Raw genomic sequence first — 13,402 nt, 5'->3', positions numbered from 1 at the left:
ACTCACACCCACGTCCGGGGACGGAAACGGTTGGCCCGCTCCACCAGTTCGATCCTCTCCTCGCCCCGCTGCGCCAGCCGGGCGAGGACGCGGTAGGAGCGCTCCAGGCCGAAGCGCAGCCCCCGCTCGTCCAGTTGACTGCCGAGCAACGAGCTCCGGCCGGGGTCGGCACCCCGGCTACCCGACAGTACCCAGTCCAGGGCCGAGCCCAGAACCTCCGTCGCCAGCCGCTCCTGCCGTTCCGGGTCCAGCCCGAACCGCCGCAGCGCCTCGACCTGGTCCGACGCCGCCCCCAGGTCGGCCAGCAGCTCCTCCTGCGGGGACCTGTCGCGCAGGCGTGCCCGTACGGCCGCCACCCGGGCGGCGGTGTAGTGGATGGAGGATTCCGGTACGGACTCCAGGGTGCGGACGGCCGCCGCCCGGTCGCCGGACGCCAGTTGGACCCGGGCCAGCCCGAAGGCCGCGCTCACGAATCCGGGGTCGGTGATCCAGACGAGCCCGTAGTACTCGGCGGCGTTGTCCAGCTGGCCCAGGATCTCCGCGCACAGCGCGAGCGCCAGCTTCGGCGCGGGCTCGCCCGGGAAGGCGTCGTAGATGGCGTCGAAGGACAGGGCCGCTATCTCGTCGTCACCGGTGGCCAGCGAGGCGATGCCGCGCGCCCACACCACCCGCCAGTCGTCGGGGTACTTGGCCTCCAGCTCGGCCAGGGCCCGCGCGGCCGGGGCGAGTTCACCCAGTTCGAGCCGGGCGCGCAGCTCCCGCAGCCGCAGCTCCGCCGAGTCGGCGGGGGCCGCGCCCAGGGCGCCGAGCAGGTCGGCGGGGGCGGAGGCGAGGAGCGCCGCGAGGAACCCGGCGTTCGGATCGGCCGCGTCGACCAGCGGTACGGGCAGCGCCAGCGCGGTGTCGCGCACGTCGAGGGGGCCCGGCGCCCCCGCCGCCGTGCGGAGGGGGACGGGGGAGGCGGTGGCCGGCGCCGCCGGGACCACCGGAGCCTGCCGGGGCCCGGGCACGCCGAGGGCCCCCACGTGCGTGGCGGTCGTCCCGAGCACCGAGACCCCGCCGCCGCCCGGTCCGCCCGCACCGCCCCCGGCAGCCGGCACTCCGGGCCCGAACCCCGCGACCCCGCCCCCGGCCGCCCAGGCACCCGAAGCCCCGGCCCCGGCCGACGTCCCGGCCCCGGGTGTGCCCGGCCCCTCCGGCCCGGGCACCGGTGCCACGGCGCCCGCTTCCGCGAGGGCCTGCGCCGCGGCCTTGCGGCGGCCCAGGGCGAAGCCCCGGCGGGGGAGGGGGCGGGGGCCCAGGCGGGAGACCTCCGCGTCCGGGGTGTCCTCGTACAGCCGGGTGTCCGGCACGCGCGTCTCCGGGCCGAACAGGGTCGACAGCTGCGGCCGCGGCCGCCCCGTCTGCAGCGCGACCACCTCCCGCAGCACGCCCGTCAGCTGGTCCGCCATCTCCTGCGCGGACGCGAACCGCTGCCCCGGATCCGGATCGGTGGCCCGGACCAGCAGCCGGTAGAAGGACTCGTACCGGTGGAACACCTCGATGTGCTCCGGATTCGGCAGCGAGTCCACGAACACGTTCGTGTAGCCCTGGAAGTCGAACGTCAGCACCGCCAGCGTCCGCGCCACCGTGTACAGGTCCGAGGCCACCGAGGGCCCCAGCTCCGCCACCTCCGGCGCCTGGTAGCCCACCGTGCCGTAGATGGCCGACTCCTCGTCGTCCATCCGCCGCACCGCGCCCATGTCGATCAGCTTCAGCTGGTCCTGCTGCTGGATCGCGTTGTCCACCTTGAAGTCGCAGTACAGCAGGTTGCGGCTGTGCAGGTGCCCCAGCGCCTCCAGGGCCTCGATGCCGTACGCGCACGCCTGCTCCACCGGCAGCGGATCGCGCCGCCCGTCCGGCCGGCGCCGCTCGTTCGCGATCTCCTTCAGCGACTTGCCGCCCACGTACTCCATGACGATGTACCCGTCCAGCGAACCCGTCCGCTGGTCGAGGTGCTCCACGAAGTTGTAGATGCGCACGATGTTGGAGTGCTCGATCTCCGCCAGGAACCGCCGCTCGGAGATCGCCGCCTCCATCGCGTCCTGGTCCCCGGTGTCCAGCAGGCCCTTGAGCACCACCCACCGGTCCGAGACCGCCCGGTCCACCGCCAGGTACACCCAGCCCAGACCGCCGTGCGCCAGACAGCCCGCCACCTCGTACTGGCCGTGCACCACGTCCCCGGCGCGCAGCTTCGGGACGAAGGAGTACGGATGCCCGCACTTGGTGCAGAACCCCTCCGTCCGCCCGGGCCGGTCCCCCCGCGCGCGCCCCACCGGGGCCCCGCAGTCCGCACGCGAGCAGAACCGCTTGCGCTCCGGCACCTCCGGGTTCTCCAGCACCGCCGCCGAAGGATCCGGACGCGGCACCTCCGGCACGCTGACCAGCCCCGCGCCCAGCCTGCTGCGCCCCGAGGGCCCCGTCCCCGCACCCGAACTGCGCACCGACACCGACCTGCTGGACCGCGCGCCCGCCAGGGCGCGCGACAGCCGGCCCGACACCGAGCGGCGCGAGGACGAGGACCGGGAGGACGCCGAACGCGCCGACGCCGACGACCGGCCGGAGCCGCGCGAGCCCGCCGCCCCCCGGGAGTCCCCGTGCCGCGCCGCGCTCGTCATCCCCGTCGGCGGGGACACCAGCTCCTCGGCACCCGCCGCGACCGCCCCCACCGGGGCCAGCCCGCAGGTGTCGCAGTACACCTCGCCGCCGCCCATGTCCTCGTACGCGCCCGGGCAGCCGGAGCGCAGACAGGCCGTTCCGATCGGGCTCATGCCTCCTCCTCCCCCGGCCCCCCGGGCCGGTGGTCCTCCGGCGGGGCCAGGGCCTCGGCCGCCGCCCGCTGGTAGCGCAGCACCGCCCCCTCCGCCACCCGCAGGTCGCACGGCGCGCTCCACAGCATCCGCCGGGCCGCGTCGTACCGCTCGACCAGCACGGGATCCTCCGCCATCCCGAGCCGGGCGACCTTCGCCTTGTACGCGTCGAGCCGCCCGCGCAGCTCGGCCCGCACCGCCAGGGGAGCCGTCACAGCCGTCAACGATTCGCGGGCCCGCCGAAGTTCCTCGTCCGCCCGGTCCTCCAGGGAGTCCAGCAGCGGCGACAGCCGGTGCCACTGCGACCGCCGCCGGTACTCGGCCGCCGCCGCCAGCTGCTCCTGCAGCGCCGTCGGCGGACCGCTCACCGCCGGGACCTCCGACGCCGCGATCTTCGCCAGCACCTCCCCGCGCGCCGTCCGCGCCTCCGCCAGGGTCCGGTCGGCCCGCGACAGCACGTCCCGCAGGGCGATCAGCCGCGCCTCCGCGTCCTGCCGCACGGTCAGGACCGCCTCCACCTCACGGCGTACGTCGTCCAGCGCGCGGGCCGACCGGTCGTAGCGGGCGGTGTCGGGACGGCCGCCGCCCGGGGCGGAACTCCCCGAAGCGGGCACCCAGAAGGCCAGCGGATCCTCGATCACCTCCGCGCGCAGCAGCGCCAGCTCGGCCGTGATCTCCTCCAGCTCGTCCCCCGACGGGTGCTCACCCGGCCGGACCCCCACCGAACGCGCCAGCGAACGCGTCCGGTGCAGCTCGGCGGCGAGCAGGTCGATCCGCGCCGGCAGCGCCGACCACACGGCGTCGGCGGCGACCACCACGTCCAGCGAGGCGGCGTACAGCTCGTTCATCCGGGCCACCAGCTCGGCCAGCGAGAACCGCTCCGCCAGCGCGGCGCCCTCCGCCCCGGCCCCCGCGATCGTCACGCCCGGCCCGCGCAGCCGCTCCGTCAGCTCGGCCAGGTCCTCACGGCTCGGCCACCGCCGCCGCTCGCGGATCTCCCGCGCGGCGGCCAGCGCCCCGCTGTAGGCGTCGAAGTACGTCCACAGCCGGGTCACGGCCGCGTCGGCGACGGCCCAGCGCTCCTTGGTGACCCCGCCCAGCGCCGCACCCTCCAGCAGCCGGCGCCCGGCGTGGTCCTGGAGGGCGAGCAGGGAGGTCTCGACGGCCTCGTGCTCGGCGCCGAGGCGCGTCAGCGCGCGGTCGACGTCGTCCCGGTCCATCAGCCCCGACTGGCTCACGTACGGCTCCGATCCTGTCCCGCGAGCGGGCGGTACCCCCACCACCGGCCTCAGCCCTCCCGGTACTTGGGCGCGGGCGGCACCGCGGCCTTCGGCAGCACGTCCTCGAAGTGCTTGCGGTAGGACGTCGCCCACGGGCTCTGGTCACCGCCCGCGCGGTAGTTCTCCAGCACCTTGTTGACCCGGCGCACCAGGTCCGAGGCGTCCTTGTTCATCGCCACACCGTAGAACTCGCGGGTGAACGGCGCGCCGACCAGCTGCACCGACGGGTCCTGCGCAGCCTGGCCGGCGGCCAGCGCGTTGTCGGTGATGATCCCGTCGACCTCGCCCAGCTGCAGCCGCACCAGGCAGTCCAGCTGGTTCGGCACCGACACCGGGACCGACCCGTACCCCTGGGCCTTGAGGGCGGCCTCCGCCGTGGACCCGGCGGCCGTGCAGATCCGGCGGCCCTTCAGCGAGGCGTCGTACCCCGTGATCGGGGAGCCCTTGGGCGCCAGCACCTGCTGGCCCGCCTCGAAGTAGGCGGTGGAGAAGGCCACGTCCTCCAGCCGCTTGCAGTTGATCGTCATCGTCCGCACGACGATGTCGACGCGGCCCTCCTGGAGCGCCGGGATGCGCTGGCTGGTCGGGATCGCCCGGTAGATGACCGCCTCCTCGTTGCCCAGGATGTCCTTGGCTATGGCCTTCACCAGATCGATGTCGAAGCCGTCGAGGTGCCCGTCAGGATTGCGGTAGCCCCACTTGAAGCTGTTCTGGTCCACCCCCGCGACCAGCTTCCCCGCCCGGCGGATCCGCTCGATCGTCGGCCCGTCCAGCGCGGACGGCCGCAGGCTGGCCTCCGGGTCCGGGCAGGTGTCGGCGAGGGTGAAGGGCGCCGCCGCCATCGACGCGGGCTCCCGCACCACCCCCGGGTGGTGCCCCGGGCCCGGCGAGGACTGCGCCAGCGGCAGCAGTACGGCCGCGGCCGTCATCGCACAGGCGGCGGCCATCGCGCTCACCCCGCCCCAGCCGCGCAGCCGTCCCGCCGCACGCCGCAGCCGGCCGGGCCGCCGCTCCGCCTGTGTCCGCCGTATCCGCACCGCACTCACCTGTACTCCGAAAGCCTGCGACCGATGCCGAGGAGGGCCGCCCCCGCGCCGACGGCGGCCAGCGCCGCCGACCCCGTCACCAGCCCGCCCAGCGCACCGAGCCCGCCCCGGGCGGCCGCGGTGAACTGCTTCTGCTCATGGGCCACGGCCTGCTCCAGGGAGGCGTCCACCGTGTCGAACGAGGCACCGCTGCTGTCCGTCCGCCCCTGGCCGCCGATCACCTGGGGCAGGGCGAGGTCGTAGTCGCCCCGCATGTCGCTCTCCCGGGCCGCGGCGTGCCGCTGCTTCCACTGGGCCACGCCCGCCACGGCCTTCGACACCGGATCCCGGCCGCTCGCGTCGTCGGCCAGCTCCAGCGCCCGCGCCAGCCCCGCGTCGAGCTGCTTCATGTTCTTCGCGTAGTCCACGTCGTACTTGTCGGACTTCTTGTCCTCGGCCAGGACGGCGCCCCGCGCGATCAGCGTCAGGTTCTCGTTCGCCCGCGCCTGGAGGGAGGCGATCCGGGCGTCGTTGAGCACCTTCAGCGACTCCTGCCCGTTCGCCCGGGCCTCGCCCAGCCCCGACCGGGCCAGCGTCTGCCCCAGCGCCAGCCACAGCAGCACCACGGCCGTCGCCGCCGTCGCCGCCAGCAGACCGTGGTTGAGGACCCGGTTGGTCAGCAGGTAGTTGCGCCGCTGCGCCCACGCCAGGGCGGCGAGCGCCAGCACCCCCGCGCCCGTCGCCGCCAGCGGCCAGCCCCGGGCCTCGTCGTAGTCGGTGTACAGCCGCCCGGTCTCCGCCTCGTACAGCCGCTGGGCGGCCGGCAGCAGGACCGTGCTCATCTGCTCGTTGGCGTAGCGCAGGTACGCGCCGCCCAGCGGCAGCCCCTGCCGGTTGTTGGCGCGGGCCTGCTCGATCAGGCCGGTGTAGCGGGGCAGCTGCTCGCCCAGCAGCGCTATCTCCTTGCGGGACTCCCCGCCGGCCCCCGTGTTGGCCGCGGCGCTCACCAGCAGCCGGGAGGCGTTCGCCATGTCCTTCTCGTAGCGCTGGCGGACCTCGCGGGGCTCCTGCGCCCCCGCGAGGAAGCCGCTGGAGGAGGCGGTGTCGGCATCGGCCAGAGAACGGTAGATGCTCGCCGCGTCCGCGCTCAGCGGCTGGCTGCGGCCCACCACGTCCTGCGCGGCGGTGACCCGGCCCGAGACCTCCCAGACCGCCACCGCGCCGAACAGCAGCACCAGCGCCGCCAGTACCGCGCCGATGATCCGCAGCCGGCCCGGCTCGGTCGTCGCCGCGGCGCGCAGCCGCTCCACGCCCTCGGCCCAGGCCGTACCCCGCCCGGCCGGCCCGTCGGGCACCCCGGCGCCGCCGCCCACGGGCGCGGACGGGCGTGTCGTGATGGCCACCCTGACCTCCCCCTCGGTCCCTCTGCTCCGCAGCAGTATGGCCGTAGTGGCGCCGGACCACAGCACCCGGTGCTCGATCTTGGGCGATCCCCTCCCCGGACCGCCCCGATCACCCTCCCCCCGGCCTCCCCCGCCACCCCTTCACCGTGAATACGCCGGACCCGCCCCCACGGTTCCCCGCGGGGGCGCCGCCGGCGCCCGTTCACTCGAAATGGGCACGCAGCCGGTCGTGCGCCTCCGGCGGGGCGGCCGCCGCGTCCAGGCCGAGCAGGGCCGCGCCCAGCACCGGCGGGGCCGTGACCACCGTGGGGCGGGCGTGCGGGGCGCGGGCGGACAGGAGCTCCCGGATCCGGGTGTCGAGCTGCGGGTGGCGGGCCGCGAGGACGCCGCCGCCCAGCAGCACCGGAACCTCCTCCGCCAGCAGCCCCAGCCGCTCCAGCGCCACCGACGCCAGTGCCACCACCTCCTCGGCCTGCCGCTCCACGATCGCCGACGCCACCGGGTCCCCCGCCGCCGCCACCGCGAACAGCACCGGCACCAGCTCGTGCAGCCGCCCCCGGGAGATCCCGCCCAGGTGCAGCGCCTCGATCAGCCCGGCCATCTCCGTCAGCCCGAAGTGCCCCGGCAGGGCCTTCGCCAGCGCGGTGGGCCCGCCGCGCCCGTCCTCGGCCCGCGCCGCCCACCACACGGCCTCCTCCGCCAGGCCGCCCCCGCCGCCCCAGTCCCCGGAGATCCGCCCCAGGGCGGCGAAGCGGGCGGTGCGCCCGTCGGGCAGCATGCCCGCGCAGTTGATGCCCGCCCCGCACACCACGGCGACCCCGCGCGGCCGGTCCGCCCCGGCCCGCAGCACCGCGAAGGTGTCGTTGCGCACCTCGACGGCCCCCGCCCAGCCGCGCGCGGCGATCGCGTCGGCGAGCCGGCGCTCCTCCACCGGCAGGTCGGCGTTGGCCAGGCAGGCCGAGATCCGCACCGCGTACGGCGGCCCGGCCAGCCCGGCGGCCGCCGCGGCCCGCGCCGCGGCCTCCCCGAGGACGTCCACGGCCGCCGCGACCCCCGTCAGGGGCGGCTGGAACCCGCCGGAGCGGCCGGTGCCGAGGACCGTGCCGTCGGCGCCGACCAGGGCCGCGTCCGTCTTGCTGTTCCCCGCGTCCAGCGCGAGCACCGCGGCGGGGGAGGGGCGGCTCACGCCCATGGCAGGTGCTCCTTGTTGTGGGCGAGCAGCCGGTCCGTCAGCCCCTCCGCCAGGTCGAACTGCCCGACCAGCGGGTGCGCGAGCAGGGCCCGGGCGACCCGCTCCCGTCCGCCGCGCAGCGCGGCGTCCAGCGCGAGGTCCTCGTACGCGGTGACGTGCGCGAGGAGCCCCGTGTACAGGGGGTCGGGCCGGGGGACGGCCAGCGGGGCCGGGCCGGAGGCGTCGACGAGGGCCTGGACCTCGATGACGGCGTCGTCGGGGAGGAAGGGCAGGGTGCCGTCGTTGCGGGTGTTGACCACCTGGACGGCCGGGCCGCCGCCGCCCAGCAGGGCCGCCGCGAGGTCCACGGCCGCCTCCGAGTAGAAGGCCCCGCCCCGCTTGGCCAGCAGCGCGGGCTTCTCGTCGAGCGCGGGGTCCCCGTACAGGGCGAGGAGTTCGCGTTCCATGGCGGCGACCTCGGCGGCCCGCGAGGGCTTCTCGCCGAGCTCGCGGACCACTTCGTCGTGGGCGTAGAAGTAGCGCAGGTAGTACGAGGGCACCACGCCGAGCCGTTCCAGCACCGCGCGCGGCATCCGCAGGTCGGCGGAGATCGCCTCCGCGTGCCCGGCGAGCAGCCGGGGCAGCACGTCCTCGCCCCCGGGCCCGCCGAGCCGTACGCCGAACTCCCAGGTCAGGTGGTTGAGGCCGACGTGGTCGAGGTGGACCTCGGCGGGCGCCACGCCCAGCAGCGCGGCGAACTTCCGCTGGAAGCCGATGGCGACGTTGCACAGCCCGACGGCCTTGTGCCCGGCCCGGAGCAGGGCCCGGGTGACGATCCCGACGGGGTTGGTGAAGTCGATGATCCAGGCGTCGGGGGCGGCCCGCCGGACCCGTTCGGCGATGTCCAGCACCACCGGGACGGTGCGCAGGGCCTTGGCCAGCCCGCCCGCGCCGGTGGTCTCCTGGCCGACGCAGCCGCACTCCAGCGGCCAGGTCTCGTCCTGGAGCCGGGCGGCCTGCCCGCCGACCCGCAGCTGGAGCAGGACGGCGTCGGCGCCGGCGACGCCCGCGTCCAGGTCGGAGGTGGTGGTGATCCGGCCGGGGTGCCCCTGCCGGGCGAAGATCCGCCGGGCCAGTCCGCCGACGAGCTCCAGCCGTTCGGCGGCGGGGTCGATCAGGACGAGTTCGGTGACGGGCAGGGTGTCGCGCAGCCGCGCGAACCCGTCGACGAGTTCGGGGGTGTAGGTGGAACCGCCGCCCACCACTGCGAGTTTCATCGGGTTCAGCCTTTCACGCCGGTCAGGGTGACTCCCTCGACGAACGCCTTCTGGGCGAGGAAGAAGAGGAGGATCACGGGGGCCATGACGAGCACGGTCGCCGCCATGGTGAGGTTCCAGTTGGTGTGGTGCGCGCCCTTGAAGGACTCCAGCCCGTAGCTGAGGGTCCAGGCGGCGGGGTTGTCGGAGGCGTAGATCTGCGGGCCGAAGTAGTCGTTCCAGGCGGCGAAGAACTGGAAGAGGGCGACGGCCGCGATGCCGGGCTTCGCCATCGGCAGGACCACGCGCAGCAGGGTGCGCAGTTCGCCGCAGCCGTCGACGCGGGCCGCGTCGAGGTACTCGTCGGGGATGGTCAGCAGGAACTGGCGCAGCAGGAAGATGGAGAAGGCGTCGCCGAAGGCCATGGGGACGATCAGCGGCCACAGGGTGCCCGACAGGTCGAGTTCCCGGGCCCAGAAGAGGTACATGGGGATGACGACCACCTGCGGCGGCAGCATCATCATGGCGATCACGAGCAGCAGGGCGAGCCGGCTGCCCCGGAAGCGGAACTTGGCGAGGGCGTAGGCGACGGGTACCGAGGACACCACGGTCAGCAGGGTGCCCAGGCCCGCGTAGAGCAGGGTGTTGCGCCACCAGGTGAGGAAGCCGGGGGTGTGCCAGACGGCGGCGTAGTTGCCCCATTCCCAGGTGCGCGGCCACAGCTCGCGGGTGAGGGCCTGCTGGTCGCTCATCAGGGAGGTGAGCAGCAGGAAGACGAAGGGCAGGACGAAGAACAGGGCGGCGGCCACGGCCAGGGCGTGCACGCCGATCCAGTGCAGGAGGGCCCGGGGCCGGCGGCGGGCGCTCATCGCCCGGCTCCCGTCAGTCCGCCGCCGCGCCGCATGAGCAGTGCGGTGAAGGCCATGGACAGGGCGAACAGGACGAGCGCGAGCACGCAGGCGGACCCGTAGTCGAAGCGCTGGAAGCCGAGGTTGTAGACCAGCTGGGGCAGGGTGAGCGTGGACTTGTCGGGGTAGCCGGGCTCGAACTGCTGCCCGGAGCCGCCGATGACCCCGGCGGCGGCCTTCCCGGCGACGAGCGGCTGCGTGTAGTACTGCATGGCCTGGATGACCCCGGTGACCACGGCGAACAGGATGATCGGGGAGACGTTCGGCAGGGTGATGTGCCGGAAGCGGGCCCAGGCGCCGGCCCCGTCCAGCTCGGCGGCCTCGTACTGCTCCTTCGGTACGTCGAGCAGCGCGGCCATGAAGATCACCATCAGGTCGCCGACCCCCCACAGCGCGAGGGCGGTCAGCGCGGGCTTGGACCAGGCGGCGTCGGTGAACCAGCCGGGGCCGGGCAGCCCCACCCCGTCGAGGAGGGTGTTGACGGGGCCGGTGCCGGGGTTGAGGAGGAAGACGAAGGCGAGGGTCGCGGCCACCGGCGGGGCCAGGTAGGGCAGGTAGAAGAGGGTGCGGAAGATCCCGGCACCCGTCTTGACCTTGGTGACGAGCAGGCCGACGCCGAGGCCGAAGACCACCCGGCAGCTCACCATGACGACGACCAGCCACAGGGTGTTGCGCAGGGCAGGCCAGAAGAGCGGGTAGTCGGTGAAGACGTAGCTCCAGTTGGCCGCGCCGTTGAAGGCGGGCGGCCGGAAGCCGTCGTAGCGGGTGAAGGAGAAGTAGGCGGTGGACAGCAGCGGGTAGGCGAAGAAGACGGCGAAGCCGATCAGCCAGGGGGAGAGGAAGGCGAGGGTCCGCAGGGCGGACCGGCGGTGTTTGGCCGTGAGGGCGGTCGGGGCCATGGGGCTACTCGGCCTTGGCGATGTCGGTGTCGATCTGCCGGTCGGTGGCGGCGAGCCCGGCCCGCAGGTCGGGGACCTCGCCCTTCTCGGTGCGGTACGCGAAGTTCTGGAAGGTCAGCTGGTAGGTGCCGCCGTCAGCGCGGGGCGGGGTGGTGTTCGACTTCGGGTGCCGGGCGATGTCGAGGAAGGTCTTGAACTCGGGGGTCACCTTCAGCTGCGGGGATTCGAGGGCGGCCAGCGTCGAGGGCACGTTGTGGATGGCGTTGGCGAAGGAGACCACCGCCTCGGTGTCGGTGGTCATGTACCGGACCAGTTCCCAGGCGGCGTTCTGCTTGCGGCTCGCCGCCGATATCCCCATGACGGTGCCGGAGAGGTAGCCCTTGCCGTAGTCGGCGGCCTGGTCGTCCGGTACGGGCAGGGGCGCGGTGCCGATCTCGAAGCCGACCCCGGCCTCCTTGGCCATCGAGGCCCGCCACTCCCCGTCGATCTGCATGGCGACCAGTCCCTTGTGGAAGGGGTGTTCGGCGCTCCACTCGTCGCCGAAGCCGGCCCGGAAACGTTCCAGCCTCTCGTACCCGCCGAGCTGGTCGACGAGTTCCTTCTGCGCGGTGAGCATCTTGGCGAAGGCGGGGTCCCCGGCCAGGTTGGAGCGGCCGTCGGGGGTGAAGTAGGCGGGGCTCCACTGGGCGGCCAGGCGCATGGGGGCGGTCTCGTAGCCGTGGAACGTGGGCATCACGCCGAGCTGTTCGTAGGAGTCCCCGCTGGGTTTGGTCAGCTTGCGGGCGTCCTCGGCGAACTGGCTCCAGGTGCGGGGCGGTTCGGTGATGCCGGCGGCGGCGAAGGCCGTCTTGTTGTAGACGAGCCCGTAGGCGTCGCTGAGCAGGGGCAGCGTGCACTGGTCGCCCTTGAACTGGGTGTACTCCAGCAGGGTGGCGGGGAAGACCTTGGTCTTGTCGACCCCGGACTTCTTCAGGAAGGGGTTGAGGTCGGCGAAGGCGCCGGAGTTGCAGAACTTGCCGACGCTGTCGGTGCTGAAGGAGGAGACCACGTCGGGGGCCTTGTCGCCGCCCGCGCGAAGCGCCTGGTTGATCTTGTCGTCGGTCATGTTGCCGGTGACCTTGACCTTGATGTTCGGGTGGGCCTTCTCGAAGCGGGCGATGTTCTCCTCGATCGCCTTGACCTCGCCGGGCGCGGACCAGCCGTGCCAGAAGGTGAGGGTGGTGTCCGCCTTCGGGTCGTCGGAGGCGGTGGCGGCGCCCTGGCCGGTACAGGCCGTGGCGAGGAGGGACAGGGCGGCCGCGGCGGCGAGCAGGGCTGCCGCGGTGGTGGGACGTCCGGCTGTGGGCATGGCGGTGCTCGCTCTCTGGGGGAGGAACTTCCGAGGGGGGATGCCAGCGGGTCGTGGGGGTCAGCGGGAGGTGTCGAAGACTTCCTCGCGGGTGGCGGCCAGCGCGCTCTCCAGGGCGCCGCGCAGGACGGGCCGTTCGAGGACCTCGCCGGAGACCAGCCGGGGCCGGGAGGGGGCCAGCTCGGCGAGTTCGGTCTCCAGGAGCGCCCGCAGCGGTTCGCCGCCGGCGGCGATCGCGTCCCCGGCCAGGACGACGATCTCCGGGTCGAGTACGGAGACCAGCGAGGCCAGACCGGTCGCGAGGGCGGTGGCGTACGAGCGGAGGAACTCCAGGTGCGCCCCCTCGGGCCCGGCGGCGGCCCGCCGCAGCAGGGCGACGGCGGCGGGCACCTGGGCGTCGTCCGGGAGCCCGGCGGTGTCGATTCCGGCCCGGGCCGCGAGGGCGGGCAGCGCCTGGACGCCGGCCAGCTCCTGGTAGCCGCCGGTGTTGGCCCGGGCGACCTGGCGGACCAGGGGGTGTCCGGGGACGGGCAGGAAGCCGACCTCGCCGGCGCCGCCGGTCCAGCCCCGGTGCAGCCGGCCGCCGAGCACCAGGGCGGCGCCGAGGCCCTCCTCGTTCCACAGCAGGACGAAGTCCTCGTGGCCTCGGGCCGCGCCGAGCCGCTGTTCGGCGACGGCGGCGAGGTTGACGTCGTTCTCGTACTCCACCGGTACGGGCAGGGCCGCGGCCAGTTCGTCGAGGAGGGTGGGGGAGTGCCAGCCGGGGAGGTGGCTGGCGTAGCGCAGCCGGCCCGAGCGGGGGTCGAAGGCGCCGGGGGTGGCGATCACCACGCGGTGCAGGTCGGCCGGGCCCAGGCCGGCGTCCGCGAGGGCTCCGGCCAGGGCGCCGGTGACCTGGCCGACGGCGTCGGAGCCCTCGGCGTAGGGCAGCTCGAAGCGGCCGGTGACGGTGCCGGTGAGGTCGGCGACGGCGGCGAGCACCCGGTCGGGGGTGACGTCGAGGCCGCCGACGTGGGCGGCGCGTGCGTCGAGGGCGTACAGCTGGGCGTTGGGGCCGGGCCGGCCGCCGTCCGTCCCGGTGGCCACGACCAGTCCGGCGGCCTCCAGGCGGGCCAGCAGCTGGGAGGCGGTGGGCTTGGAGAGGCCGGTGAGCTGCCCGATCCGGGTCCGGGACAGGGGGCCGTGCGTCAGCAGCAGCTCCAGGGCGGCGCGGTCGTTCATGGCGCGCAGCAGGCTGGGCGTTCCGGGTGTGGCGGCGGGCAT

General features: G+C 74.6%; 10 protein-coding genes. All 10 read right to left on the bottom strand.

Annotated elements, in window-relative coordinates:
* Positions 1–2 precede the first annotated feature (2 nt).
* Positions 3–2,810, bottom strand: coding sequence for a tetratricopeptide repeat protein (locus AB0O29_RS03180; RefSeq protein ID WP_365145195.1), 2,808 nt, complete (start codon positions 2,808–2,810; stop codon positions 3–5).
* Entirely contained in the window at positions 2,807–4,069 is a 1,263-nt protein-coding gene (locus AB0O29_RS03175) for a hypothetical protein (RefSeq protein WP_365145264.1), read from the bottom strand. The genes AB0O29_RS03180 and AB0O29_RS03175 overlap by 4 nt, the downstream gene beginning before the upstream one ends.
* 68 nt (positions 4,070–4,137) lie before the next feature.
* The gene (locus AB0O29_RS03170; RefSeq protein WP_365145261.1) at positions 4,138–5,076 is read right to left on the bottom strand and encodes a glutamate ABC transporter substrate-binding protein; all 939 of its coding nucleotides are present in this window, start codon (positions 5,074–5,076) and stop codon (positions 4,138–4,140) included.
* A 95-nt stretch (positions 5,077–5,171) separates the two neighbouring features.
* Positions 5,172–6,509 carry a hypothetical protein gene (locus AB0O29_RS03165; protein ID WP_365145258.1) on the bottom strand — a complete coding sequence of 446 codons (1,338 nt, stop codon included), beginning with the start codon at positions 6,507–6,509 and terminating at the stop codon, positions 5,172–5,174.
* 250 nt (positions 6,510–6,759) lie between these two features.
* Complete coding sequence (locus AB0O29_RS03160; RefSeq protein WP_365145192.1) at positions 6,760–7,749, bottom strand: BadF/BadG/BcrA/BcrD ATPase family protein; 990 nt, start codon at positions 7,747–7,749, stop codon at positions 6,760–6,762.
* The gene (locus AB0O29_RS03155; RefSeq protein ID WP_365145189.1) at positions 7,740–9,005 is read right to left on the bottom strand and encodes a 6-phospho-beta-glucosidase; all 1,266 of its coding nucleotides are present in this window, start codon (positions 9,003–9,005) and stop codon (positions 7,740–7,742) included. The genes AB0O29_RS03160 and AB0O29_RS03155 overlap by 10 nt, the downstream gene beginning before the upstream one ends.
* 5 nt (positions 9,006–9,010) lie before the next feature.
* Entirely contained in the window at positions 9,011–9,853 is an 843-nt protein-coding gene (locus AB0O29_RS03150) for a carbohydrate ABC transporter permease (RefSeq protein WP_365145186.1), read from the bottom strand.
* A complete protein-coding gene (locus tag AB0O29_RS03145) occupies positions 9,850–10,791 on the bottom strand; it encodes a sugar ABC transporter permease (RefSeq protein ID WP_365145183.1) in 942 nt (313 codons plus the stop codon). The genes AB0O29_RS03150 and AB0O29_RS03145 overlap by 4 nt, the downstream gene beginning before the upstream one ends.
* A gap of 4 nt (positions 10,792–10,795) precedes the next feature.
* A complete protein-coding gene (locus AB0O29_RS03140; protein WP_365145180.1) occupies positions 10,796–12,139 on the bottom strand; it encodes an ABC transporter substrate-binding protein in 1,344 nt (447 codons plus the stop codon).
* Positions 12,140–12,199: 60 nt separating this feature from the next.
* A complete protein-coding gene (locus AB0O29_RS03135; RefSeq protein WP_365145177.1) occupies positions 12,200–13,402 on the bottom strand; it encodes an ROK family transcriptional regulator in 1,203 nt (400 codons plus the stop codon).

This window comes from Streptomyces sp. NPDC089915, from assembly GCF_040684675.1.
Classification (GTDB): domain Bacteria; phylum Actinomycetota; class Actinomycetes; order Streptomycetales; family Streptomycetaceae; genus Streptomyces.
The sequence above is the reverse complement of the archived record's forward strand: the minus strand, read 5'-3'. Positions and strand labels throughout refer to the sequence as shown.

Bases quoted from the DNA above. Each gene is read 5' to 3' on its own strand.
- AB0O29_RS03180 (WP_365145195.1), bottom strand. From the start codon at position 2,810: ATGAGCCCGATCGGAACGGCCTGTCTGCGCTCCGGCTGCCCGGGCGCG.
- AB0O29_RS03175 (WP_365145264.1), bottom strand. From the start codon at position 4,069: ATGGACCGGGACGACGTCGACCGCGCGCTGACGCGCCTCGGCGCCGAG.
- AB0O29_RS03170 (WP_365145261.1), bottom strand. From the start codon at position 5,076: ATGGCCGCCGCCTGTGCGATGACGGCCGCGGCCGTACTGCTGCCGCTG.
- AB0O29_RS03160 (WP_365145192.1), bottom strand. From the start codon at position 7,749: ATGGGCGTGAGCCGCCCCTCCCCCGCCGCGGTGCTCGCGCTGGACGCG.
- AB0O29_RS03155 (WP_365145189.1), bottom strand. From the start codon at position 9,005: ATGAAACTCGCAGTGGTGGGCGGCGGTTCCACCTACACCCCCGAACTC.
- AB0O29_RS03150 (WP_365145186.1), bottom strand. From the start codon at position 9,853: ATGAGCGCCCGCCGCCGGCCCCGGGCCCTCCTGCACTGGATCGGCGTG.
- AB0O29_RS03145 (WP_365145183.1), bottom strand. From the start codon at position 10,791: ATGGCCCCGACCGCCCTCACGGCCAAACACCGCCGGTCCGCCCTGCGG.
- AB0O29_RS03140 (WP_365145180.1), bottom strand. From the start codon at position 12,139: ATGCCCACAGCCGGACGTCCCACCACCGCGGCAGCCCTGCTCGCCGCC.
- AB0O29_RS03135 (WP_365145177.1), bottom strand. From the start codon at position 13,402: ATGCCCGCCGCCACACCCGGAACGCCCAGCCTGCTGCGCGCCATGAAC.